General features: G+C 73.9%; 21 protein-coding genes. 15 read left to right on the top strand and 6 right to left on the bottom strand.

The window, feature by feature from the left end; all coding sequences use genetic code 11:
• Nucleotides 1-4: 4 nt before the first annotated feature.
• From ABZ930_RS33415 to ABZ930_RS33375, 9 genes are read left to right on the top strand one after another with little or no spacing between them, the layout of a single operon-like run.
• Nucleotides 5-2,101 carry a glycosyltransferase gene (locus ABZ930_RS33415; protein ID WP_361556390.1) on the top strand — a complete coding sequence of 699 codons (2,097 nt, stop codon included), beginning with the start codon at nt 5-7 and terminating at the stop codon, nt 2,099-2,101.
• On the top strand, nt 2,094-3,209 hold the full coding sequence (locus ABZ930_RS33410) for a sugar phosphate nucleotidyltransferase (protein WP_361556387.1): 1,116 nt from the start codon (nt 2,094-2,096) through the stop codon (nt 3,207-3,209). The genes ABZ930_RS33415 and ABZ930_RS33410 overlap by 8 nt, the downstream gene beginning before the upstream one ends.
• Nucleotides 3,206-4,135, top strand: a complete 930-nt coding sequence (locus ABZ930_RS33405; protein ID WP_361556384.1) for a carbohydrate kinase family protein — start codon at nt 3,206-3,208, stop codon at nt 4,133-4,135. Before ABZ930_RS33410 ends, ABZ930_RS33405 begins: the two co-directional genes overlap by 4 nt.
• A gap of 19 nt (nt 4,136-4,154) precedes the next feature.
• Nucleotides 4,155-7,178, top strand: coding sequence for an HAD-IIB family hydrolase (locus ABZ930_RS33400; RefSeq protein ID WP_361556381.1), 3,024 nt, complete (start codon nt 4,155-4,157; stop codon nt 7,176-7,178).
• A 55-nt stretch (nt 7,179-7,233) separates the two neighbouring features.
• Nucleotides 7,234-9,369 carry a 4-alpha-glucanotransferase gene (gene malQ / locus ABZ930_RS33395; protein ID WP_361556378.1) on the top strand — a complete coding sequence of 712 codons (2,136 nt, stop codon included), beginning with the start codon at nt 7,234-7,236 and terminating at the stop codon, nt 9,367-9,369.
• Nucleotides 9,350-10,531, top strand: coding sequence for a sedoheptulose 7-phosphate cyclase (locus ABZ930_RS33390; protein WP_361556375.1), 1,182 nt, complete (start codon nt 9,350-9,352; stop codon nt 10,529-10,531). Before malQ ends, ABZ930_RS33390 begins: the two co-directional genes overlap by 20 nt.
• The gene (locus tag ABZ930_RS33385) at nt 10,524-10,922 is read left to right on the top strand and encodes a cupin domain-containing protein (RefSeq protein ID WP_361556372.1); all 399 of its coding nucleotides are present in this window, start codon (nt 10,524-10,526) and stop codon (nt 10,920-10,922) included. Before ABZ930_RS33390 ends, ABZ930_RS33385 begins: the two co-directional genes overlap by 8 nt.
• The gene (locus ABZ930_RS33380; protein ID WP_361556369.1) at nt 10,919-11,965 is read left to right on the top strand and encodes an ROK family protein; all 1,047 of its coding nucleotides are present in this window, start codon (nt 10,919-10,921) and stop codon (nt 11,963-11,965) included. Before ABZ930_RS33385 ends, ABZ930_RS33380 begins: the two co-directional genes overlap by 4 nt.
• Entirely contained in the window at nt 11,962-12,885 is a 924-nt protein-coding gene (locus tag ABZ930_RS33375) for a sugar nucleotide-binding protein (RefSeq protein WP_361556366.1), read from the top strand. Before ABZ930_RS33380 ends, ABZ930_RS33375 begins: the two co-directional genes overlap by 4 nt.
• Here the strand turns inward: ABZ930_RS33375 and ABZ930_RS33370 are convergent.
• On the bottom strand, nt 12,863-13,726 hold the full coding sequence (locus ABZ930_RS33370; protein WP_361556363.1) for a class II fructose-bisphosphate aldolase: 864 nt from the start codon (nt 13,724-13,726) through the stop codon (nt 12,863-12,865). The two genes, ABZ930_RS33375 and ABZ930_RS33370, sit on opposite strands and share 23 nt — an antisense overlap.
• 34 nt (nt 13,727-13,760) lie before the next feature.
• On the bottom strand, nt 13,761-14,645 hold the full coding sequence (locus tag ABZ930_RS33365; RefSeq protein ID WP_361556360.1) for an SIS domain-containing protein: 885 nt from the start codon (nt 14,643-14,645) through the stop codon (nt 13,761-13,763).
• A gap of 151 nt (nt 14,646-14,796) precedes the next feature.
• On the opposite strand from ABZ930_RS33365, the gene ABZ930_RS33360 reads away from it, so the two are divergent.
• The 3 genes from ABZ930_RS33360 to ABZ930_RS33350 all read left to right on the top strand — a co-directional run bounded on the left by ABZ930_RS33360 (nt 14,797) and on the right by ABZ930_RS33350 (nt 17,727).
• A complete protein-coding gene (locus tag ABZ930_RS33360) occupies nt 14,797-15,576 on the top strand; it encodes a DeoR/GlpR family DNA-binding transcription regulator (protein WP_361556357.1) in 780 nt (259 codons plus the stop codon).
• A gap of 136 nt (nt 15,577-15,712) precedes the next feature.
• Nucleotides 15,713-16,933 (top strand): MFS transporter, encoded by a 1,221-nt coding sequence (locus tag ABZ930_RS33355; protein WP_361556354.1) that lies wholly within the window; start codon nt 15,713-15,715, stop codon nt 16,931-16,933.
• A gap of 50 nt (nt 16,934-16,983) precedes the next feature.
• On the top strand, nt 16,984-17,727 hold the full coding sequence (locus ABZ930_RS33350; protein ID WP_361556351.1) for a maleylpyruvate isomerase family mycothiol-dependent enzyme: 744 nt from the start codon (nt 16,984-16,986) through the stop codon (nt 17,725-17,727).
• 18 nt (nt 17,728-17,745) lie between these two features.
• Here ABZ930_RS33350 and ABZ930_RS33345 read toward each other — a convergent pair whose 3' ends face one another.
• Nucleotides 17,746-18,162 carry a MarR family transcriptional regulator gene (locus ABZ930_RS33345; protein WP_361556348.1) on the bottom strand — a complete coding sequence of 139 codons (417 nt, stop codon included), beginning with the start codon at nt 18,160-18,162 and terminating at the stop codon, nt 17,746-17,748.
• Between the two features lie 87 nt (nt 18,163-18,249).
• Here ABZ930_RS33345 and ABZ930_RS33340 point away from each other — a divergent pair, with 87 nt between their 5' ends.
• The 3 genes from ABZ930_RS33340 to ABZ930_RS33330 all read left to right on the top strand — a co-directional run bounded on the left by ABZ930_RS33340 (nt 18,250) and on the right by ABZ930_RS33330 (nt 20,520).
• A complete protein-coding gene (locus tag ABZ930_RS33340) occupies nt 18,250-19,764 on the top strand; it encodes an MFS transporter (protein ID WP_361556346.1) in 1,515 nt (504 codons plus the stop codon).
• A gap of 76 nt (nt 19,765-19,840) precedes the next feature.
• Nucleotides 19,841-20,134 (top strand): DUF6332 family protein, encoded by a 294-nt coding sequence (locus ABZ930_RS33335; RefSeq protein WP_361556343.1) that lies wholly within the window; start codon nt 19,841-19,843, stop codon nt 20,132-20,134.
• A 41-nt stretch (nt 20,135-20,175) separates the two neighbouring features.
• A complete protein-coding gene (locus ABZ930_RS33330) occupies nt 20,176-20,520 on the top strand; it encodes a hypothetical protein (RefSeq protein WP_361556340.1) in 345 nt (114 codons plus the stop codon).
• Here the strand turns inward: ABZ930_RS33330 and ABZ930_RS33325 are convergent, their stop codons facing one another.
• From ABZ930_RS33325 to ABZ930_RS33315, 3 genes are all read right to left on the bottom strand, one after another.
• Entirely contained in the window at nt 20,521-21,186 is a 666-nt protein-coding gene (locus tag ABZ930_RS33325) for a response regulator transcription factor (RefSeq protein WP_361556337.1), read from the bottom strand. It lies immediately after the preceding gene.
• Entirely contained in the window at nt 21,183-22,469 is a 1,287-nt protein-coding gene (locus ABZ930_RS33320) for a sensor histidine kinase (protein WP_361556334.1), read from the bottom strand. The genes ABZ930_RS33325 and ABZ930_RS33320 overlap by 4 nt, the downstream gene beginning before the upstream one ends.
• Nucleotides 22,470-22,569: 100 nt before the next feature.
• On the bottom strand, nt 22,570-23,271 hold the full coding sequence (locus ABZ930_RS33315) for a TetR/AcrR family transcriptional regulator (protein ID WP_361556331.1): 702 nt from the start codon (nt 23,269-23,271) through the stop codon (nt 22,570-22,572).
• Between the last annotated feature and the right edge of the window lie 88 nt (nt 23,272-23,359).

Below are 23,359 nucleotides of genomic sequence, written 5' to 3'. Positions count from 1 at the left end.
GCTCATGCGACAGCCCACGGGCGAGCGTATGCACATCATCGAGACGTACTTCGAATGCTGCGGTTTCGACCACACCTTCATCCAGGGCGGCACCTCCGTCTATCTGTGGAATCTGTCCCGGACGTTCGCCGCGCGCGGGCACCGCGTCTCGATCGTCACCCCGGCCCACGGCCGTCTCGGTGATCTGCGGGACCGGTACGAGGTCGAGGACCTGCCGTACGAGGACGCGTACACGCTTCCGCTCCCCCTCGACCCCGAGGTGTGGCACGGCTTCCCGGCCGAGGCCGCCCTGGAGCTGCGGACCACGGCGCACCGCATCCGTCTCGACGGCGTCGACCTGTACTTCCTGGCCAACGAGTGGCTGGACCGGCTGCCGGACACCTTCTATCCGCCCTACGACAGCAAGGGCCGCGACCTGGTCTTCTTCAAGCCGCTCGTGTTCCAGGTGGACGCGGTGCGGTTCCTGCGGAGCTGGTTCGGCGACGAGAAGGCGCTGGTGCACGCGCACGAGCCGTACTACCACTACCTCCTTCCGGCGGCCCTCCGCGACGACCCCACCAAGCTGGTCGTCAGCAATGTGCAGAGCAACATGCCGATCGCGAAGCAGGTCTACGCGCCCGAAGTGCGACGGCTGCTGGACCTGTTGGGTGTTTGCGCGCCCCGGGCCGCCGAGGAGAGCGCACCCGACGCTCCGGCGGCGATGGTCCAGTACCAGCGGCGCACCCACCTGCACTACACGTACGGACCCGACCACGTCCCCGTGTACGAACTGACGGCGGACAACGCCGACTTGATCGACTTCCTGTCGGCTGGCCAGCTCGACTTCTACGCCTCGTTCCGCGACACCCCCTTCGAGGAGCTGTTCGCCCGGCTTTCGATCGCGGACGTGGTGCGCCGCAACGCGCACAAGATGTTCGTCGGCGGCTGCGCGATCTCGGACCGTTGGCTCGCCTGGGACCCGGCGGACGTCGACCGGTCGGCGGTGCTCGGCGCGCTCGGGCTCGACCCCGGGCTGCCGACCTTCTTCCACAACGCCCGCTACGCCGTCCACCACAAGGGCCAGCGGGAGCTGATCCGGGCCGTGGACCAGGTCCTGAACGCCGGTCTCGCGGCCAACTTCGTGGTCCGCTGCATCTCCGGCGACGGCATCGCCGACCCGCTGTTCCACGAGATCGCCGAGCGCCACAAGGGGCGGCTCCACCTGGAGTGGGAGCGGGTGGCGGAGCGGCAGGTGTTCGGGTACGCCGCCGCGTCGGACTTCTGTCTGTTCCCGTCGAAGTTCGAGATGGACACCTTCCTGATCGCTCAGGGCGAGGCGATGGCGGTCGGCGCGGTGCCCCTCGCCACGGACCAGCGCGGCATGGAGCACTTCCGGCACGCGGACGGCCCGGAGACGACCACCGGGTTCGCCGTGAACCGTTCGTTCGCCGAGGACGACGACCTGCTCGTCGCCGCGCTCGTCGCACGCGTCCACGAGGCGACGGCGCTCTGGCACGAACAGCCGGACCGCTACCGGGAGTTGTCGCGGCGGGCCACCATCGTGGCCCGGGTCTTCACCTGGGACCACTGCGCCGATCTGCACCTGGAGGCGTTCACCCGGCTGTGGCGGGGCGAGCCGCCCCGCCTCGATGTGCGGCGCGCGCTGCGGCACGGCTGGTTCGACCTGCTGGACGACGCCGCGCTCACGCCGGAGGCGGCCGTCGCGCACGGCGATCCGGCCGCGTACGAGCGGTGCGCGCCGCTGGACGACGCGGCGGCCCGCACGCTGTTCGCCGCCGCCTGGGAGCGGGCCGACTTCGCCGCCTGTGCCGTCGCCGCCGAGCGCCGGCCGGGCGCCGTCGCCGACGCGGACCTGGAGCGGCTGCGGACGCGCGCCACGGTGTCGGCCGACGGCACCCTGCGCTACCGGCTCCCGCACGCGGCCCGCGTCGAGGTCGTCTCCCCCGCCACCGCCGCGGGCGACCGCGCCCTGCCCGGCGTACGGCCGCTGGCGCGGACGGCTCCCGGCACCTTCGAGGGGCCGCCGCCCGGGCCCGGCGCGCTGCTGCTGCTCACGCTCGACTCGGGGCGTGTGACCTGGGACGAGGTGCGGCATGGCTGAACGTGACGGGGTGCGCGCCGTACTGCTCGCGGGCGGTGAGGGCAGACGCATGGGCCCGCTGGGCACGGGCCGCCTCAAACCGCTCGTCCCGTACGGCGGGGCGTGCCGGCTCATCGATTTCAGCCTGGCGAACGCGCACGCCTCCGGGCTCGGCGAGGTGCTGCTGCTCTCGCAGTTCGAGGAGCGGCGGCTGATGGACGATCTGCACCGGGTGTGGCACGCACGGCCGGGGCTCCGGGTGCACTTCGGCCCGTACGACGCCGCGTACCGGGCGACCCCGCCCGGTGAACTGCCACGTGAACTTCCGCCCCCGTCCGGTGCGCCGGAGCGCGGTACGGCCGACGCGCTGATCCGCAAGGCCCCGTACGTCTTCGGTGCCGAACAGGTCCTCGTGCTGCACGCGGACCACGCCTACCGCTTCGACTACGGCCCGCTGATCGCCGCCCACCGAGCCTCCGGCGCCGCGCTGACCATCGCGTACCAGCGGATCGAGCGGCGCTGGGTGCACCTCTTCGGGATGGTCGAGTTCGACGGTCACGGCCGGCTGACCCGGTTCGTCGAGAAGCCCGAACTGCCCACGTCGGACCTGGTGTTCGCGGCGTTCTGCGTCTTCGACTCCGCGATCCTGCACCGGTACCTCGAACAGCTCGACGGCACGGACTGGCAGCACGACATCAGCCGTGACGTCATCCCGGCGATGCTCGCCGCCGGGGAGGACATCCGCGGCTACGAGGTGCGCGACCACTGGGCGGACATCGGCACCGTCGAGCGCTACCACCGCGCCCATCTGGCCCTGGCGGACGCGCCCCGCGACGGCCTGCCGGTGGACCGGATGCCGTGGACGGTCCGGCCCGGGGTGCGCCGCACCTGGGTGGCCGACCGGCCCGGCGTGCGGAGCTCGTGGGTGCCGCGCGACCTCGTCAACGACGGGCACGTGGAACGCAGCGTGCTCTTCCCCGGCGTGCGCGTCGGCGCGGGCGCGCGGGTGAACCGCAGTGTCGTGCTGCCCGGCGCCGTCGTTCCCGCGGGGGCCGACATCGACGCGGCGGTGGTCCTGGAGGACGGGACCGTCCAGCACGTGCCGCAGACCGAAGGAGCACTGACATGACAGCGAACCCCAGCCCCTCCTCGTACGACATCCTGGTGGCGGGCGGCGCCGGAGTGGACACCATCGTCCGGGTACCGGCCCTCCAAGTGCCGCCCGGCGACTCGGTGTTCGTGCCGCCCGTGCACGACTACGTGGCGCACACCGGCAACGGCGTGGCGCGCGGCGCCCGCGCGCTCGGCATGGCCACCAAGTTCATCGACTTCCTCGGCGACGACATCCAGGGCCGCACGATCCTGGACGCGTACGCCGCCGACGGCCTCGACTTCAGCCATGTCGTCTCGCCGCACGGCACCCCGCGCGGGGTGAACCTCGTCGACCCGCAGGGCCGCCGCTTCTCCTTCTACGACGGCCGCCACCCGGCGGACCTGCGGCTGCCCCGCGACTTCTGTCTGCCCTTCCTGGAGCGGGCCCGGCACGTCCACCTGTCCATCACGGGCGTCACGAAGGACCTGTACGAGGACATCCACCGGCTCGGCATCCCCAGCTCCACCGACCTGCACGACTGGGACGGCGAGAACGAGCACCACCTGACCTACGCGCTCGCCTCCGACTACGTGTTCCTCAGCGCCGCCGCGATCCACGACCGTCTCGACGACGTCCTGCGCTCGATCGTGGACCGGGGACGGGCGCGCCTGGTCGTCGCGACGGACGGCGCCGCCGGCTGCCATGTCCTGGAGCGCGGCGACGACAAGCCGCGGCACTTCGCGGCCGTGCGGCCGCCGCGTCCCGTCGTCGACAGCAACGGCGCCGGGGACGCCTTCGTGAGCGCCTTCCTGTACGGGCTCGCGCAGGGCCTGCCGGTCGCACAGTGCGTGCTCGCCGGATCGGTGTCGGGGGCGTTCGCCTGCACCAGCGCCGGTACGCACACCGAGTTCATCGACGAGGCCGGGCTGCGGTCCGGGTGCGCAGCGGCGACGGCCGGCTGAGGGCGGGGACGACACCGACGTGCACATCATCGCGTTCTCCTTCGAGTGCGGCGGCTTCGACCGGCGGCTGATGCGGGGCGGTCTCTCCCCGCTGGTGTGGCAGTTGGCGCGCCAGTACGCGGCGCAGGGCCACCGCGTCTCGCTCGTCACCCCGGCGCACGGTCAGCTGGACCGGCTGCGGGACACGTACGCCGTCGAGGACCAGCCGCACCGCACCCTCACCCACACGGTGCCGCTCGCGCTGGATCCGAAGATCTGGACGGGCCGTCCCCCGGACCTCTCCCTGGAGCTGACGACCACCGCGCACCTGCTGCGGCTCGACGGCGTCGACATCCACTTCCTGTCGGACGCCTTTCTCGATCTGCTGCCGGACCGGCTGTATCCGCCGCCGGGAGCGGAGGGCCAAGATCCGGCGCACTTCAAGCCCCTGGTGTTCCAGGCGGCCGGTCTGCGGTTCGTCCAGGAGCATCTGCGCACCCCCGGCGAACCGGCCGTGGTCCACGCCTTCGAGCCCGCCTACCACTATCTGCTGCCTCCCGTGCTCGCCCGGGACCCGCTCCTGCGCACGGTGAGCACCGTCGCCGCGAACGCGCCGATCGGGCAGAAGGTGTACCGGCCCCTGGTGGAACGGATGCTGGCGCTGTTCGGCGCGGACGACGTCGCGCTCGACGCGCTGGACGGACCGCTGCCCGCCGAGGGCTCGGCGCGGGCGACGATGGGCCGCGCCCTGGCGGGAACGCGGATGCACGTCGAGTACGGGCCCGGCCATGTCGGCCTGTTCCCGCTCGTCGCGGCCCACGCCGACCTCGTCGACTTCGTGTCGCCCGGACAGCGCACGTACTACAGCACGTTCCGGGACGCGCCGGTCGAGGCGCTGTTCGAGTCGCTGCCGGTGGCGAAGGTGCTCCGGGCCCGCGCGGACCGGCTGCTGACCGGCGGCTGCGGGGTGACCGACAGCTGGCTGGCCCGGGACCCCTCCGCGGTGGACCGCACCGGGTTCCTGCGCGGCCTGGGTCTCGATCCGGACCGGCCGGTCTTCTATCACGCGGCGCGCTACGCGGTGCACCACAAGGGGCAGTTGGAGCTGATGCGGGCCGTCGAGGAGGTGCTCGACGGCGGTCTGGAGGCGAGCTTCCTGATCCGGTGCGCCACCGCGGACGGCGCCGCGGCGAACGCGTACTTCCGGTCGGTCGCCGACCGGCACCCCGACCGCGTCCGCCTCACCTGGGAGCTGGCCGACGAGGACACCCTCTTCCGGGAGGCGGCCTCGGCGGAGTTCTGCGTGTTCCCCTCCAAGTTCGAGCTCGACGGTTTCCTCATCGCGCAGGCGGAGGCGATGGCGTGCGGCGCCGTCCCGCTCGCGACCGACCAGCAGGTGACCCGGCACTTCCGGCACGCGCTGCCGCTCGACCATCCGGAGGCGACGGGGTTCGCGGTGCCCGCCTCGTTCCGGGACGACGACCCGGAGCTGGCGCGGCTGCTCGCCGAGCGCATACGGGAGGCGGCAGCCGTCCACGCCCGCCGCCCCGGCACCTACGCACGGCTGTCCGCCACCTCGCGGGCGACCGCCCGGCGGTTCACCTGGCGGCGCGCGGCCCGGGCCCGCCTCGACGCCTTCACCGGTCTCCTCGGGGACGCGCCGCGCCCGTACCCCGTGGAGGAGGCGGCGGCCGACGGCTGGTTCGACGACCTCCCCGACTCCGCGTGGCGGGACCGCCCCGGGACGATCCGCGCCGCCGCGCTGGCCCACGGGGACGCCGAGGCGTGGGAACGGGCGGGCGGCACCCTCGACCCGCGACGGTACGAGGAACTCTTCGCCGCCGCCTGGTCGCGGGCGGACTTCGCCCGCTGTCTGCGCACCGCGATCCTCGCGAACCGCCCCGATCTGGCCGACCGGGTCCACGGGCGGGCCCGCGTCACCCGGGACCCGGACGGCTCGTGGCGGCTCACGTACCGGCACGACGGGGCGGCGACGGTGGAGATCGTGCGGGAGGGCGCGGCGGCCCCGGCCCGCGCCCTCCTGGAGACCGCCGCCGAGACGCTGGCCTCGGACGAACCGGCCCCGGCCGCCACCGGCACCACCTTCCGCGCCCTGGCCAGGACCGCCCCGGGCACCTTCACCGGCCCGCTCGGTCTCACCGGGCCGCCCGACACCCTCTCCGACGCCGGTGCCGTGGTCGTCATGGTCACGCTGGCCACGGGCCGGGTCGCCTGGGACAGCCTGTCGCCCGCGGGACCGCCGTTCCGGCTGGTCGCCACCGATCTCGACGGCACGCTGCTCCGCGACGACCAGTCCGTGTCGGAGCGCACCCTGCGCGCGCTGGCGGCGGTGGCCGACGCGGGCGCACACCATGTCGTCGTCACCGGCCGGCCGGCGGCCGCCTGCGCCCGCGTCCTCGACGCGCTCGGCTACCGGGGGCTCGCCGTGTGCGGGCAGGGCGCGCAGCTCTACGACGCCGGGTCCGGGCGGCTGCTGTCCTCGGCCCGGCTGTCCCGTGCCCTGGCCCGCCGGATCGTCACGCGTGTGGAGGGGGAGCTGGGGCCCGTGGAACTCGGGGTGGTGACCGCGGCGCCGGACAGCCGGTTCAAGGTCACCGAGCGGTTCGGCGAACGCATCCGGCACGGCTGGGACGTGACGGCCGACCGGGACCGGCTGTGGGACACCCCGGTGGACAAGCTGATCCTCCACCATCCGACCGTCCCGGAGGACGAACTCGCCGTCGCGGTGCAGCGGTTGTGCGGTGCCGAGGCGACGGTCGTGCATTCGGTGAAGGGCATGGTCGAAGTCCTGCCGCCCGGCACCACCAAGGCCGCCGGCATCGAACGCGCCGCCCGTCTCCTCGGCTGCACGGCCGCCGACACCCTGGCCTTCGGCGACATGCCCAACGACCTTCCGCTGCTTGCGTGGGCGGCCCACGGCGTGGCCGTCGCCAACGCCCACCCCGCGCTCCTGGCCGCCGCCGACGAGATCGCCCCCGCCAACGAGCAGGACGGCGTGGCCAGGGTCCTGGAACGCCTCTTCGCGAGCACCTACGCCCCGTGAGGGCGCCGGACCTCCGTCCCTCCGCGCCCGACACCCACCCTCGAAAGGCGACCTCATGTCCCCGCCCGCCGAAGACGCCCTGCTCCGCCTGGCCCGTGCCCGGGGCGTCGCCACCTCCTACACCACGGACCGCGGCACCCGTACCGACGTCCCGCCCGACACCCTGGTCGCGGTGCTCGCCGCGCTCGGTGTCGACGCGAGCACTCCCGCCGCCGCTGCCGAGGCCCTGGCGGCGCTCGAACAGCGGCGCGGCACACGGCTGTTGCCGCCCTTCATGACGCTCGGCACGTCCGACACGCTGCGCCTCGACCTGCCGGACGGTGCTCGGGCCGACATCGAGTGGGAGGACGGCGCGGGAACGGCCCCCGTGACGGGCCCCCTCGCCGGGCTCCCGGCGGGCCTGCACACCCTCCACGTCCGCACCGACCGCGCCGCCGAGAGCACCCCGCTGCTCGTCGCCCCCGAACGCCTCGCGCTGCCCGGGGGCCGTCACTGGGGGTTCCTCGTCCAGCTGTACGCCACCGTCTCGCGCCGCTCCTGGGGCATGGGCGACCTCGCCGACCTGGCCGACCTCGCGGAGTGGTCGGCCCGTGATCTCGGCGCGGGTTTCGTGCAACTGGGCCCGCTGCACGCGGCGGAGCCGGGGCCCGGCACCGACCCCTCCCCGTACCGGCCGGGCTCGCGCCGCTTTCCCGACCCATTGCATCTGCGCGTCGAGGCGGTGCCCGAGTACGCGTACCTCGGGGGCAGGGCGCGCGACCGCGTCGACAGGTGCGCGGCCCGCGCCCACGCCCTCAACGACGCGCTCCTGAGGGGCGGTTCGCTGATCGACCGGGACGCCGTGCGGGAGCTGAAGCTGGGCGCGCTCCGGGAGCTGCACGCCGGTGTCCCGCCGACTCCGGCCCGCGCCGCGTCCTTCGCCGCGTTCGTGCGGCGCGAGGGCCGCGATCTCACGGACTTCGCCACGTGGTGCGCGCTGGCCGAGGTGCACGGCGGGGCCTGGCGCTCCTGGCCGGCCGCGCTGCGCGACCCGCGCTCCGGCGCGGTGGAGCGCGCCCGGGCCGAACTCGCCGACGCCGTCGCCTTCCATCGCTGGCTGGCCTGGATCACGGACGAGCAACTGGCCGGGGCCCAGCGGCGGGCGACGGCGGCCGGGATGCCGATCGGGCTCGTGCACGATCTCGCCGTGGGGGTCTCCCCCGACGGTGCGGACGCCTGGGCCCACCAGGACTTCCTCGCCGCCGGGACGAGCGTCGGCGCGCCGCCCGACGACTTCAACCGGCGCGGCCAGGACTGGGGCCAGCCGCCCTGGCGGCCGGACGCGTTGGAGGCCGCCGGGTACCGTCCGCTCGCCGGAGTGCTGCGGGCCGGGCTGCGCCACGCGGGCGCGCTCCGCGTGGACCATGTGATGGGCCTGTTCCGGCTGTGGTGGATCCCGGAGGGCCGGCCGCCCGCCGAGGGCACCTACGTCCGCTACGACGCCGACGCCCTCCTCGGCACGCTCGTGCTGGAGGCCCACCGGGCGGGCGCCGCCGTCATCGGGGAGGACCTGGGCACGGTCGAGCCGGGCGTACGGGAGCGGCTCGCGCGGCGCGGCATCCTCGGCACGTCCGTCCAGCGCTTCGAGTACGTGGGCGGCTCCGAGGGCCGGGCGGGTCCGCTGCCCGCACAGCGGTGGCGCGGCGACTGTCTGGCCACGCTGACCACGCACGACCTCCCGACCACGACGGCGTGGCTGACCGGCGAGCACGTCGAACTCCGTTCGCGGCTCGACCTGTTGACGCGTCCGGAGGCGGAGGAGAAGGCGCAGGCCGCGGCGGAGCGGGACGGCTGGCTCGCCGAGCTGGTCCGCTGCGGCCTGCTCGACGAGGGCGACCACGACCCGGAGACCGCGCTGTCGGCACTGCACCGGTTCCTGCTGCTGACCCCGTCCCGGCTGCTCGGCGTATGGCTGCCGGACGCCGTCGGGGACCGCCGCCCGCAGAACCTGCCGGGCACGTCCGGGGTGCACCCGAACTGGCGGCTGCCGACGGCGGACGGAGCCGGGCGCCCCGTTCCGCTGGAGGAGCTGGCGGAGCACCCGCTGGTCCGCAGGATCACCCAGCTGTTCACCACGCTCCCCCGCGCCTGCGGGCGGGAGACGCCGGAGCCTCACGAGAGAGAAGAGAGAGATGCCAGGCCAGCTTCTTGACCAGGCCGGATCGGGCGTACGCGAGGACGCCGGCGGCTTCGGCCTGCGGGCGCCCGACGGCACGGCCTATCGCGTGGACGTCACCGACGGCGTGTTCGACCAGGACAATCCGCTGCTCGCGCGGTCCGTCGCGGGCCGCAGGGTCGTCGCCTTCGTCAGCCCGACGGTCGACCGGCTGTACGGCGACCGGCTGCGCGCCTATCTCAACACACATGTGGATCCGGGCAGTTGGAGCGTCCATCAAATCCGTACGGGCGAGCACCACAAGACGCTCGCCGCAGCCGAGCAGGTGTGCGCGACCGCCAAGGCGGCGGGGCTCGACCGGCACGGGGTGATGCTGGCCGTGGGCGGCGGGATCGTGGCGGACGTCGTAGGCTTCGCGGCGTCGATGTACGCCCGCGGCATCCGCTACGTCAAGGTGAACACGACGCTGGTGGGGCAGGTGGACGTCGGCGTCGGCGTGAAGACGGGGGTCAACGCGCTGCGCACCAAGAACATGTTCGGCGCCTACCATCCCGCCCACGCGTCGCTCAACGACCCCGCGTTCCTGTCGTCGCTGCCACCGCGCGAGGTCCGCTGCGGGCTCGCCGAGATCGTGAAGATGGCGGTGATCCTGGACGCGGACCTGCTGCGCACCCTCGAGGACCGTCCGGACGTCTTCCTCAACTCGTCCCGCACTCCCGGCCCGTTGGAGACGCACGTCCTGCGGACCTCGATGCGGCTGATGATGGAGGAGCTCTGCCCCAATCTGCGCGAGCACGAGCTGGCCCGGCTCGTGGACTTCGGCCACACCTTCAGTCCGGTCATCGAGACGGCGGGCGATCACCGGCTGGAGCACGGGGAGGCGGTCGCCGTCGACATGGCGCTGTCCGCGCACATCGCCCGGCTGCTCGGCCTGACGGACGCCGACACCTGCGCGCGGATCGTCCGGCTGCTGCGGCGCATCGGGCTGCCCGTGCACGATCCGCGGACCTGCACCCCCGAGCTGATGTCCGACGCCCTGCGCGCCTCCTGGGAGCGGCGCGGGCGCAGGCTGCACCTGGTGGTGCCGACGGCGCCGGGCAGGGCGGCGTTCGTCGACGAACTGGAGGACGTCCCGCAGACGTTGCTGCGGTCGGCCCTCGACGCGCTGGCGCGGGACGGGGAGCGGCACGGTGGCTGACGCCGGGAAAGTACCCAATCTGCGCGACCTGCTCGCGCCCAAGACGCACGACCACGGCGGGACGGGCACCCTCCACGCCCACCGGGCCTTCGCGCGGCGGCCCGGCGGCCACGGCGCCGAGTTCGTCGATCTGGCCGTGCTGCCGCCGGGCACGTCCATCGGGCGGCACCGGCACGGCGCGGACCGGGAGACGTACATCGTGCTCGACGGCAGCGGCCTGATGTTCCGCGACGGGGTCCGCTTCCGGGTCGCCGCAGGTGATGTCGTCGTCAACCGGCCGTACGGCGAGCACGGCCTCGTCAACGACGGCACGCGGGAGCTGCGCCTGCTGGTCTTCGAGGAGCCGCTGCCCGACTCCGACCCGGCGTCCACTCCAGGAGGTTCCGCGTGAACTCCCCTTCTCCACATGCCCCCTTCACCGTCCTGGACGTCGGCGGCACCACACTGCGGATCGCGGAGTACGCGCCGGAGACCGGGGCACTGTCCCGGGTGCGCCGGGTGCCGGTGGACGGCATGGCCCAGGACGCGGAGGCGCCCGTACCGGTTCTCCAGGAACGGGTCGTGGCCCAGCTGGTCCGGGAGATCGAGGCGCACTCGGCGGCCGGTCCCGCCCCGCGCGCCGTCGGTGTCGCCTTCGCCGGGCCGATCACGGCCGCGGGTCTGGTGCTGGCGGCGCCGACGGTGTGGGGCGGGCGCGGCGAGCCGCTGCCGCTCGGCGCGCGGCTCACCGCGCGGCTGGGCGTCCCGGTGGTCGTCGTCAACGATCTGACCGCCGCGGCCTGGCGCTACGCGGCGACGGAGGACGAGCCGTTCTGTCTGCTGACCGTCAGCTCGGGCATCGGCAACAAGGTGTTCCGCGGCGGTGAGATCCTGCTCGACGCGGACGGGCACGGCGGCGAGCTGGGCCACTGGACCTGTGACACCTCGCCGGACGCGCCGCTGTGCGACTGCGGGGGCCGCGGCCATCTGGGCGCGATCGCCTCGGGCCGCGGGGTGCTGGCGGCGGCCCGCAGGGCGGCGGAGTCCGACCCGGACGGATTCGCCGCGTCGCTGCTGTCCGCCCTCACGCCCGGCGGGCGCCCCGCCGCGCTCACCAACGAGGCGCTGGCGGCGGCGGTCCGCGCGGACGACCCGTTCGCGACCGCCGTGCTGCGGAGCACGCTCACCCCGCTCGCGCAGGCGATCGCGTCCGTGTTCACGTCGATCGGGATCTGCCGGTACATCGTGATGGGCGGCTTCGCGCTGGCCGTCGGGGAACGCTACCGGCGGCTGCTGGTCGGCGAGTTGGCGCGGCTCGGCTGTTTCGGGCTGGCCGCGGAGGGGGTCGACGCGATGGTCGCGCTGGGGGTCGCGGACGACGATCACGGGCTGATCGGCGCGGGCCGGCTGCTGGCCGAGCGGCTGCCGGTGCCGGCCGGGCAGGGGGTGCGATGAGCGGCGTACTCGTCATCGGCAGCGGGTTCGTGGGCACCGGTGTCGCCCGTCGGCTCAGCGCCGACGGCATCCCGGTCACCCTGGCCTCCCGGGGGCGTCCCGCGACGCCGCCGGCCGCGTACGGGGCGCGGTGGTCGGCGCTGGACGCCACCGTCCCGGAGGCGTGCGGGCGGCTGCTCGACCGGGTGCGCCCGGACGGTGTCGTCCTGGTGCACGGGCCGTCGGACGTGACGTGGTGCGAGGCGCATCCCGCCGCGGCCGAGCGGGCGCACACGGTGGTCGCCGACAACATCGCCTCGCTGGCGCCCGGTGTGCGGATCGTGCTGATCTCGACCGACAACGTCTTCGACGGCGCCGCCGAGCGGAACGCCGAGTCGGCGCCGGTCTCCCCCGCGAACGCGTACGGCCGCGCCAAGCGCCGCGCCGAGGAGGTGCTCCTCGCCACGGCGGCGGACGCGGTGGCGTTGCGGGTCAGTCTCGTCTACGGGTACGAGCCGGCCGACGCGGGGAAGTGGCTCAACTTCTTCGCGGCCTGCGCGCACCATCTGCTGCGCGGCGAACCGGTGCGGGCCCCGGACGACCACTGGACCACGCCGATCGCCGTCGACGACGTGGCCCGGGTGACGGCGGCGCTGCTGGACGCGGCCGGGCCGCTGCCGCCGGTGCTGCATCTGGCCGGCCCGGACCGGGTCACCCGCGCCGAGTGGGCGCTGACGATCGCCGACGCCCTCGGCGCGGACGCCCGCCTGGTGGTCCCGGTGCCGAAGGCGCGGACCCGCTACGCGTCCCGGCCGCGCAACGCCTGCCTGACCAGCGATCTGCTGACGGCCCTGCCGGCCCTGCGTTCGTTGAGCGTCCGGGGCGTCGACGCGGCGGCCCGCGCCCTGGCCCCGGAGTTCACCGGCTCCGCAGCACCGTGATGAACGCGCCGACCGTGCGCGCCATCGCCTCCCGGCCCACGGTGAGGTACTTGCGGGAGTCGACGGCGTCGGGGTGCGCCGCGAGGAACTCCCTGATGGCGCCGGTCATCGCGATGTTCAGGGCGGTGCCCACGTTGACCTTGGCGATGCCGCCGCGCACGGCCGCGGCCAGCTCCGCGTCGGGCACGCCCGACGAGCCGTGCAGCACGAGCGGTACGCCGAGGTCGCCGAGCCCTTCCGCGAGCCGTTTGAGCAGATCGTGGTCGAGGCTCGCCGTGCGGGTCGTCATCGCGTGCGAGGAGCCGACCGCGACGGCCAGCGCGTCGACCCCGGAGTCGGAGACGTAGGCGCGGGCCTCCCCGGGGTCGGTGCGGGCACCGGGTGCGTGCGCGTCCAGCGGCGCGGCCCCGTTCTTCCCGCCGACCTCGCCCAGCTCGGCCTCCACCCAGAGCCCGTGGGCGTGCCCCCAGTCGGCGGCGGCACGGGTCGCGGCGAGGTTCTCGTCGTAGGGCAGATGGGCGGCGTCGTACATCACCGAGCTGAATCCGGCGTCGGCCGCCTGCCGCAGCAGGTCGTCGCTCTGTACGTGGTCCAGGTGGAGGGCGACGTCGACACCGGCCCGCTCGGCGACGGCGACCGCCGCGCGGGCCAGCGGCAGGAGCCGTCCGTACCGGTAGCGGACGGCGTTCTCGCTGATCTGCAGGATGACGGGGGCGTCGACCGTCTCGGCGCCGGCGACGACGGCCTCGATGTGTTCGAGGGTGATGACGTTGAACGCGGCGACGGCGCCCTGCCGGGCCGCCGCCGCACCGACGAGGGTGCCGGTGGCTGCGAGAGGCACTGCCTCTCCCTTCTCATGTCGGCGGTGGCGAAGGTCAGTTGGCGTCGAGGATCACGGAACGGGTGAGGTGGCGCGGCTGATCGGGGTCGAGGCCGCTGCGGGCGGCGACGGCCACCGCGAGGCGCTGGGCGCGGACGAGCTCGGCCAGCGGATCGAGGCGGCCCTCGATCCAGAGCGCGCCGGTCCCGGCGACCTGCTCGGCCAGGCCCTCGGGCGCCTCGCCGAGCATCCAGGTGGCGGTGCCGGAGGTGGTGACGGAGATCGGGCCGTGCCGGTACTCCATCGCCGGGTACGCCTCGGTCCAGGACAGGGAGGCCTCGCGCATCTTGAGGGCGGCCTCGTTGGCGAGACCCACCGTCCAGCCGCGGCCCAGGAAGGTGAACTGCCCGCAGTCCACGAGCCCTTCGGGCAGCGGTCCGGCCAGCGCGGTGCGGGCGTCGGCGACGGCCTGCTCGGTGTGCAGGCCGAGGTGGGCGCGGAGCAGGGTCAGGGCGGTGGTGGCGAAGCGGGTCTGGACCACGGACTTCTCGTCGGCGAAGTCGAGCACCACGAGGTCGTCGGCGGCCGTGCGGATCGGGGTGTCCGGGTCGCCGGTGATCGCGGTGGTGCGGACGGTGCCCCGGACGGCGGCGAGGAGTTCGAGGACCTCGGTGGTGGTGCCGGAGCGGGTCAGGGCGATCACCCGGTCGTAACGGCGGCCCGCCGGGAACTCGGACGCGGCGAACGCGTCGGTCTCCCCCTGCCCCGACTCCTCGCGCAGCACGGCCGCCGCCTGCGCCATGAACCAGGAGGTGCCGCAGCCGACGATCGCGACCCGCTCCCCGGCGGCCGGCAGCGCCGCCTCGTGCCGCGCGGCCAGTCCCGCGGCGCGCGTCCAGCACTCCGGCTGGCTGTTCAACTCGTTCTCGACATGGCTCATGCCGGGCCCCACTCCCCTATGTATGTTTCGAGCTACTCAAGCGACTGCTTGTTCCTGCAAGATATAGCCAGCTTTCAAGCACAATCAAGCATTCATGGGCACAGCAGCTAGGGTTTGCGCGACCGAGTCGATCGTCGATTGGAGGCCGCGGATGTCCCGCGACGCCCGCTGGAAGTCCCTCCTCGAACTGCTCGTCGAGCGCGGCCGCCTCGACGTGGAGGACGCGGCCGGCGAACTGGGGGTGTCGGCCGCGACGATCCGCCGCGATTTCGACCAGCTCGCCGAGCAGCAGATGCTGGTGCGCACCCGCGGCGGCGCCGTCGTGCACGGCGTCAGCTACGAACTGCCGCTGCGCTACAAGACCGCCCGCAACGCCTCGGAGAAGCAGCGCATCGCCACCGCGGTCGCCGAACTCCTCACCCCGGGCGAGGCGGTGGGCCTGACCGGCGGCACGACGACGACCGAGGTGGCGCGGGCGCTCGCGGTCCGCCCGGACCTCGCCTCCGGCACCCCCGCCCTGACGATCGTCACGAACGCCCTCAACATCGCCAACGAACTGGCGGTGCGCCCCCAGTTCAAGATCGTGCTGACGGGCGGGGTCGCGCGCCCGCAGTCGTACGAGTTGATCGGTCCGCTCGCCGACGGGGTCCTCGGCCAGATCACCCTGGACACCGCCGTGCTGGGCGTCGTCGGCCTCGACGTCACGCACGGCGCCTCCGCGCACGACGAGGCGGAGGCGGCGATCAACCGGCTGCTGTGCGAGCGCGCCGAGCGCGTCGTGGTCGCGGCGGACGCCAGCAAGCTGGGCCAGCGCGCCTTCGCCCGGATCTGCGACGTGGCGCAGGTCGACATCCTCGTGACGGACGAGTCCGCCGACAGGGCGACGCTGGAGCATTTCGAGGAGGCGGGCGTGCGGGTCCTCGCCGTCTGACGTCCCCCACCCGAAGTGATCACTCCGGGCGCGCGGTGCACTCGTGCACCGCGCGCCTCGGCATGCCCGCGACCGGCGGCGCGCCCCTTCCCGACCCCCCTTGCCGCGAGGGCGGCCACGCCTCTAACCTGACTTTGTGCCGCTACTAAACAAACTGGGGACGGTCAGCGCCGACAGCCCCCGCCTCCCCTCCCTGACCCGTCTGCGCATCGCCATCACGGTCTTCTTCGCCCTCGACGGCTTCATCTTCGCGGGCTGGGTGGTCCGCATCCCCGCCATCAAGGAGCAGACGGGGGCGTCGGCGAGCACGCTCGGGCTCGCCCTGCTCGGGGTGTCCGCCGGCGCCGTGATCACGATGATGCTGACCGGGCGGCTGTGCCGGCGCTTCGGCAGCCACGAGGTGACGGTCGCGTGCGGGGTGCTGCTGCCGCTGACCATCGTGCTGCCGCCGCTGACCCACTCGCCGCTCACGCTCGGCCTGGTGCTGCTGGTGTTCGGAGCGGCGTACGGCGGCATCAACGTGGCGATGAACAGTGCGGCCGTCGAGCTGGTCGCCGCGCTCGGCAGGCCGGTGATGCCCAGCTTCCACGCCGCGTTCAGCCTGGGCGGCATGGTCGGTTCGGGTCTCGGCGGGCTGGTCGCGGCGCATCTGTCGCCGACCCGGCACCTGATGGCGATCATGGTGATCGGCCTCGTGGTCACGGCCGCGGCCGGGCCGACGCTGCTGCGCCACCGCTCCCCCGGCACCCGGGAACGCATACCGGCACGCCCCCGGCCCGAGGAGCCCGCGCCGGCGCGGCGTCCGGACCGCGGCACCCGGCTGCTCGTCCTCGTCTTCGGCCTGATCGCGCTGTGCACGGCGTACGGGGAAGGGGCCCTGGCCGACTGGAGCGCGCTGCACATGGAGGAGGACCTGCACGCGCATCCGGGTGTGGCGGCGGCCAGTTACTCGTGTTTCGCCTTCGCCATGACGATCGGCCGGCTCTCCGGCACCACCCTGCTGGAACGGCTCGGCCGGACCCGCACCGTGGTCCTCGGCGGCGCGACCGGCGCCGTCGGCATGCTGTTCGGCGCGCTGGCGCCCTCGGTGTGGCTCGCCCTCGTCGGCTTCGCGATCACCGGCCTGGGGCTGGCGAACATCTTCCCCGTCGCGGTCGAGCGGGCCGGGGCGCTGGCCGGTCCGACGGGTGTCGCCGCCGCGTCCACGCTCGGCTACGGCGGCATGCTGCTCGGGCCGCCCGCGATCGGGTTCATGGCGGACTGGTTCTCACTGCCCCTGGCGCTGACGAGCGTGGCGCTGCTCGCGGCGGTCGCGGCGACGATCGGGTTCGCGACGCGCCGCGCGGCCGTCGACTGAGTCCCGGAAATTCCGCGCCGCGGCACGGGTCCACCGGGCACACTCGCCCCATGGAGATCGCCGAACACATTCACGTCGTGGACACGGAGGGCCGGTTGCTGGCGGCCGCCGCCGAGAAGGCCGGGGTCGACGCCGAGGTCGCCACCTGCCCCGGCTGGCGGATCCGCGACCTCGTGCGCCACCAGGGACAGGTGCACCGCTGGGCCACCGGATTCCTGGCCGAAGGACACCTGACCCGCCACCCGCTGCCGGACGTCCCGCCGGATCTCGACGGCGACGCGCTGCTCGCCTGGTACCGGGAGGGGCACGGAAGACTTGTCGACACATTGACAGGAGCGCCGCTCGACCTGGAGTGCTTCGCGTTCCTTCCGGCGCCGTCGCCACTGGCGTTCTGGGCGCGACGGCAGGCGCACGAGACGGCGGTGCACCGGGTGGACGCCGAGTCGGCGCTCGACCGGCCGTCCCGGGACGCGTCCGAGCCGGTCACCGAGGAGTTCGCGGTCGACGGGATCGACGAGTTGCTGTCCGGGTTCCACGCGCGGGACCGCAGCCGGATGCGCTCCGACACGCCCCGCCTGCTGCGGGTACGGGCCACGGACGCCGACGCCGCCTGGACGGTGCGGATCACCCAGGACCCGCCCGCCGCGGAGCGGGGCGCCGCAGGGGACGCCGAGTGCGAGGTGTCCGGCCCGGCGGCGCGGCTCTATCTGGCGCTCTGGAACCGACTGCCCTTCCCCGAGGTCACCGGGGACGCCTCCCTCGCCGCACTGTGGCGGGAGCGCTCGGGGGTCTGACCGTTCAGGGGCGGGCCGTCACGCCGGGGAGTCGGACTCCAGCATCCGGCTCAGCACGGCCCGCTGCAGCGGGCGCACCTCGGTGTGCAGGGCACGCCCCTTGGCCGTGATGCAGACCCGGACCCCGCGCCGGTCCTCGCTGCACATGCCGCGCTCCACGAGACCGTCCTTCTCCAGTCGGCCGATGAGCCGGGACAGGGCGCTCTGGCTCAGGTGCACCTGGCCGGCGATCTCCTGTACGCGATAGCCGGACGCGCTGTCCTCCGGCGTGCCCTCGGCGAGCACGTCGAGCACCTCGAAGTCGCTCGCGCCCAGGCCGTGCCGGTGCAGCTCGCGGTCGAGTTCGCACATCGTGCGCGCGTGCAGCGAGAGGATGTCCCGCCACTGTTCCACCAGGCCGACCGGCGTCCCGGCCTCCGCTTTTCCTGCCGCCATGACCGCACCGTAGCAGAAAATCCCCCATTTATTGCATCGTCATTAAATGCACGTGCAGTCAATGCATGTGCATGTACTGTGCTCCGCATGACTTCTCCGCTCACCGCTGCTCCCTCGTCCCCCGAGGCCTCGTCGGAGCACTGGTCCCCGCGCCTGTGGGGCACGCTGCTCGTGCTCTGCGCCGCGATGTTCCTGGACGCGCTCGACGTCTCGATGGTCGGTGTCGCCCTGCCGTCCATCGGCTCGGAACTGGATCTGTCGACGGCGACCCTGCAATGGGTCGTCAGCGGCTACATCCTCGGCTACGGCGGCCTGTTGCTCCTCGGCGGCCGGGCGGCCGATCTGCTCGGGCGGCGCCGCGTCTTCCTGATCGCCCTCGGCGTCTTCGCGCTCGCCTCGCTGCTCGGCGGTCTCGTCGACTCCGGGCCGCTGCTCATCGCGAGCCGCTTCATCAAGGGGCTGAGCGCCGCGTTCACCGCGCCGGCCGGTCTGTCCATCATCACGACGACGTTCGCCGAGGGCCCCGTACGCAACCGGGCCCTGTCCATCTACACCACCTGCGCCGCCACCGGCTTCTCCATGGGTCTCGTCCTCTCCGGCCTGCTGACGGAGGCCAGTTGGCGCCTGACGATGCTGCTGCCCGCGCCGATCGCGGTCGTCGCGCTGCTGCTCGGCCTGAAGCTGATCCCGCACAGCGCCAAGGAGGAGAACCACCGCGGCTACGACATCCCCGGCGCCGCGCTGGGCACCCTGTCGATGCTCCTTCTCGTCTTCACGGTGGTGCAGGCGCCGGAGGCGGGCTGGACCTCGGCGCGCACCCTGCTCTCGTTCCTGGCGGTCGTCGTCCTCCTGGCGGTCTTCGTCCGGGTCGAACGGCGCTCGCCGTCGCCGCTGATCCGGCTCGGCGTACTGCGCTCCGGTTCGCAGATCCGCGCGCAGCTCGGCGCGATGACCTTCTTCGGCTCCTACGTCGGCTTCCAGTTCCTGGCCACGCTGTATCTGCAGTCGCTGCTGGGCTGGTCGGCGCTGAGCATGGCGCTGGCGTTCCTGCCCGCGGGCGCGCTCGTCGCCCTGTCGTCGACGAAGGTCGGCTCGATCGTGGACCGCTTCGGTACGCCCCGGGTCATCGCCGTCGGCTTCACCTTCATGGTCATCGGCTACGCGCTCTTCCTGCGCATCAGCCTCGACCCGGTCTACGCGGCCGTCATCCTGCCCACCATGCTGCTGATCGGCGCGGCGTGCGCCCTCGTCTTCCCGTCCCTCAACATCCAGGCCACGAACGGAGTGCACGACGACGAGCAGGGCATGGTCTCCGGGCTGCTCAACACCTCCGTACAGGTGGGCGGGGCGATCTTCCTCGCGGTGGTGACGGCCGTCATCACGGCGAACGCGCCCGAGGGGGCCTCGCCGCAGGCCGTCCTGGACAGCTTCCGCCCCGGCCTCGTGGTCATCACGGCGATCGCCCTGGCGGGACTGCTGGTCACGCTAACCGGTCTGCGCTCGCGCCGGGTCCGGGAGACCGTGGTGATCGCGGGATCGGCACCGGTCGACGCGGCGAAGGGCGCGGAGGCCGACGCTCAGCGACTCGCCCTGCGCGACTGACATGGAGTGGGCGGGCCCCGTGGGCGGCGGACGCATACCCTCGCCCCCGGGGCCCGCGTGTGCCACCATCACCGGCGTGACGCACACGGGGGACACCACGATGGAGACAGCACGCACACGCAGAACACAGGCCCAGCGGGACGCGACGACCGTGGAGATCGGGTTCGCGCTGTTCACCGGCGCCCTGCTGGCCGGCGCGGTCTTTGCGCTGCTCGCCCTTCCGGCGTTCCTCGGCATCGTGTCGGGCGGCGGGCTCTACAAGGCGGCGGGAACCGTGGCGGCCGTGGCCTTCCTCGCCCGGGTGGCACGGGTGCTGTCGCGCTTCGACCGCCACCGGTCCGCCGCGGACGAACCCGGCCCCCGCGCGTAACCGCCTGACTGTCGCGTCCCGCTCGCCCTAGGCTCGTGGCCATGCACAGCACCCTCACCGACCACGCCCGCTGCCTGTACGGCGACGAGTACCGTCCCACCCCGGAGTGCGCGCTCGAGCACCACGAGCGCTACTTCGTCGAGGAGCTGACGTTCGCCCACGCGGAGGCGATCCTCACGATGCTCCACGAGCTGTGCCCGCACGTGGTCGACGGCCATCTCCCCGTGTGGATCCGCAATCTGGCCCACCGTCTGGTGCTGCTGCAGCGGCCGGACGAGCCCGCGCTGCTGCGCGGCGCCGCCGACCATCTGTGGATGCACGGCCCCGACTGGGACGACATCGCGGCCGCCCTGGTACGCCGCGCCGAGGCCCTGGAAGCCGGCTGATCAGCCGAGCCATCCCGGCCGCACCAGGCCCGACTCGTAGGCGAGGACGACGAGTTGGGCCCGGTCGCGGGCGCCCAGCTTGACCATGGCGCGGCTCACGTGGGTCTTCGCCGTGAGCGGGCTGACGACGAGGCGCCGGGCGATCTCCGCGTTCGACAGGCCGATCCCGACGAGCGCCATCACCTCACGCTCCCGCTCGGTCAGCCCGGCCAGCGACACCGCGCCCGCGGGCTCCTTGGAGCGGGCCGCGAACTCGGCGACGAGCCGCCGGGTCACGCCCGGCGACAGCAGCGCGTCGCCGTGCACCACGGCCCGTACCGCCCGCAGCAGTTCGTCCGGCTCGGTGTCCTTCACGAGGAAGCCGGAGGCGCCGGAGCGGATCGCCTCGAAGACGTACTCGTCGAGCTCGAAGGTGGTGAGCATGACCACCCGCACCGCCGCGAGTTCCGGGTCGGCGCCGATCCGGCGGGTCGCCGCGAGCCCGTCGAGCAGCGGCATCCGGATGTCCATCAGGACCACGTCGGGACGCAGTTCGCGCACGAGGCGGACGGCCTCCTCCCCGTCGGCGGCCTCGGCGGCGACCTCGATGTCGCTCTGCGCGTCGAGCAGTGCCCGGAATCCTGCGCGGACCAGCGACTGGTCGTCGGCGAGAAGTACGCGGATCACCGGGAGTCCTCCGAAGACGGGGCGGGCGGGGCGAGCGGCAGTTCGGCGACGACGCGGAAGCCGCCGTCGGGGCGCGGCCCCGCCTCGATGGTGCCACCCAGGGCGGCGGCGCGCTCGCGCATCCCGGCGAGTCCGTTGCCGCTGCCGCCCGCCTCGGCGTGGCTCGCGGGCCCGTCGTCGTCGACGGTCACCGTCAACGCGCCCTGCCGGTAGTCGAGTCGCACGCTCGCCCGCCGGGACTCCGAGTGCCGGACGACGTTCGTCAGAGCCTCCTGCACGATCCGGAACGCGGCGAGGTCCGCCCCCGGCGCGGCCGTCACCCGCTCCCCGCCGGTGCCGACGTCGACGGTGAGCCCGGCCCCGGCCGCCTGCTCCACGAGCTCGGGCAGCCGGTCGAGCCCCGGGGCGGGGGCGCGGGGGGCCTCGCCGGGCGCCCGCAGCGTGTCGAGGACCTGCCGCACCTCCCCCAGCGCCTCCTTGCTGGCGCCCTTGATCGTCGTCAGTGCCGTACGCGCCTGTTCCGGATCGGCGTCGAGCAGCGCGAGCCCCACTCCCGCCTGGACGTTGATGACGGAGAGGGAGTGGGCCAGCACGTCGTGCAGTTCGCGGGCGATGCGGAGCCGCTCCTCGTCGGCCCGCCGCCGCGCCGCCCGCTCCCGCTCGGCGCGGGCCTGCGCCCACTGCTCGCGCCTGACCCGGACCAGTTCGGCAGCGGCGGCGACGGCGAGCACCCACGCCGCGACGATCCCCTCCTGCCCCCAGGCCGCGGGACCGTCCCCGGCCGGCGGCAGATACCGGTACAGCCGGTGCCCCACGACCACGTGCCCGGCCCAGAAGAAGGCGACGGCGCCCCACGCCGCGTACCGGCGCCCCGCGACGATCGCGACGAAGCACCCCAGGGCGACGGGGAGGAAGACGGGCCCGTACGGGTATCCGGCCGCCAGGTACACCGTCGCGCACAGGGCCGTGCCGTACGCGACCGCCACCGGGTACCGCTGCCGCCACAGGAGCTGGACCGAGGCCAGGAGGAGGAGCAGGTGCGCGAACGCGTCGAGGCCGACGCGGTCGCCGCCCCGGCCGTGCGCGGCCATGCTCGAGCCGACGAGGACGATCAGGGTGACGAACACCGTCGACCGCCACGGCAGGCGGCCACCGTCGGCCCGGTTCCACCACGTGGGCCCCGGCGGCCCCCACGGCGGCCCGCCGCCGCGTCGCCACGGGGGTCCGCCCAGGTCTCCGGGCGCCCTGGGCGGACCCCCGGCCCGCTCGCGCTGCTCGTCCATGCGGCCACGCTAAGGGCCGCGGACCGTCCCGGGCGTCAGCCGGGCGTGGCGATCACGCGTACTCCCCGCGGAGTACCCGTCGGCCGTTGTCCCGACCGGGTCACTTCACGAGCCCGACCCCGTGGGCGAGCTGCGCCGCCGCGTGGTCGAAGAAGGCGGCCCGGTCCTCGACGACCCGGTTGAACTGGCCGAACAGCTCGAACCCGATGAGCCCGAACAGTTGCGCCCAGGCGGCGATCAGCGCGGCCATGAGCTCGGGCGGCAGGTCGGGCGCGATGTCGGCGGCCATCCGCTCGGCCTCCGGGCGCAGCGCAGCCGGCAGCTTGGGCAGGGCCACGCCCTTGTCCTCGTACGCCTCCCGGACGACGCCGATGAGCAGCAGTCCGACCCGTGAGGCGGCCTCGACGGTGGCCATCGGAGCGGTGTAACCCGGCACCGGGGAGCCGTAGATGAGGGTGTACTCGTGCGGACGGGCGAGGGCCCACTCGCGCACGGCCCGGCAGACGGCGACCCAGCGCTGGGCCGCGGTGGCGGTCGGCTGCCGGGCGGCGTCGGCGCGCTCGGCGGCCTCGCCCAGCGAGTCGTAGGCGTCGATGATGAGCGCGGTGAGCAGCTCGTCCCGGCTGGGGAAGTAGCGGTACAGGGCCGACGAGACCATGTCGAGTTCCCGGGCGACCGCGCGCAGCGAGAGCTTGGCGGCGCCGTCGGCGGCGAGCTGTCTGCGCGCCTCGTCCTTGATGGCGGCGGTGATCTCCTGCCGGGCGCGGGCGCGGGCCCCTTGTGTGGTGCGGCTCGTACTCATGGCTTCAGTGTTCCACGCCGACGGAGCGGTGCACACGTTTCGGAGCGCTGACCAAAAACGAGAGCACTGCTCTTGCTTTGGAGCGCCC

It is taken from the genome of Streptomyces sp. NPDC046716 (assembly GCF_040645755.1).
GTDB lineage: Bacteria > Actinomycetota > Actinomycetes > Streptomycetales > Streptomycetaceae > Streptomyces.
The sequence above is the reverse complement of the archived record's forward strand: the minus strand, read 5'-3'. Positions and strand labels throughout refer to the sequence as shown.

Bases quoted from the DNA above. Each gene is read 5' to 3' on its own strand.
- ABZ930_RS33415 (WP_361556390.1), top strand. From the start codon at position 5: ATGCGACAGCCCACGGGCGAGCGTATGCACATCATCGAGACGTACTTC.
- ABZ930_RS33340 (WP_361556346.1), top strand. From the start codon at position 18,250: ATGACTTCTCCGCTCACCGCTGCTCCCTCGTCCCCCGAGGCCTCGTCG.
- ABZ930_RS33315 (WP_361556331.1), bottom strand. From the start codon at position 23,271: ATGAGTACGAGCCGCACCACACAAGGGGCCCGCGCCCGCGCCCGGCAG.
- ABZ930_RS33365 (WP_361556360.1), bottom strand. From the start codon at position 14,645: ATGAGCCATGTCGAGAACGAGTTGAACAGCCAGCCGGAGTGCTGGACG.
- ABZ930_RS33410 (WP_361556387.1), top strand. From the start codon at position 2,094: ATGGCTGAACGTGACGGGGTGCGCGCCGTACTGCTCGCGGGCGGTGAG.
- ABZ930_RS33405 (WP_361556384.1), top strand. From the start codon at position 3,206: ATGACAGCGAACCCCAGCCCCTCCTCGTACGACATCCTGGTGGCGGGC.
- ABZ930_RS33330 (WP_361556340.1), top strand. From the start codon at position 20,176: ATGCACAGCACCCTCACCGACCACGCCCGCTGCCTGTACGGCGACGAG.
- ABZ930_RS33390 (WP_361556375.1), top strand. From the start codon at position 9,350: ATGCCAGGCCAGCTTCTTGACCAGGCCGGATCGGGCGTACGCGAGGAC.
- ABZ930_RS33375 (WP_361556366.1), top strand. From the start codon at position 11,962: ATGAGCGGCGTACTCGTCATCGGCAGCGGGTTCGTGGGCACCGGTGTC.
- ABZ930_RS33320 (WP_361556334.1), bottom strand. From the start codon at position 22,469: ATGGACGAGCAGCGCGAGCGGGCCGGGGGTCCGCCCAGGGCGCCCGGA.
- ABZ930_RS33360 (WP_361556357.1), top strand. From the start codon at position 14,797: ATGTCCCGCGACGCCCGCTGGAAGTCCCTCCTCGAACTGCTCGTCGAG.
- ABZ930_RS33345 (WP_361556348.1), bottom strand. From the start codon at position 18,162: ATGGCGGCAGGAAAAGCGGAGGCCGGGACGCCGGTCGGCCTGGTGGAA.
- ABZ930_RS33350 (WP_361556351.1), top strand. From the start codon at position 16,984: ATGGAGATCGCCGAACACATTCACGTCGTGGACACGGAGGGCCGGTTG.
- malQ (WP_361556378.1), top strand. From the start codon at position 7,234: ATGTCCCCGCCCGCCGAAGACGCCCTGCTCCGCCTGGCCCGTGCCCGG.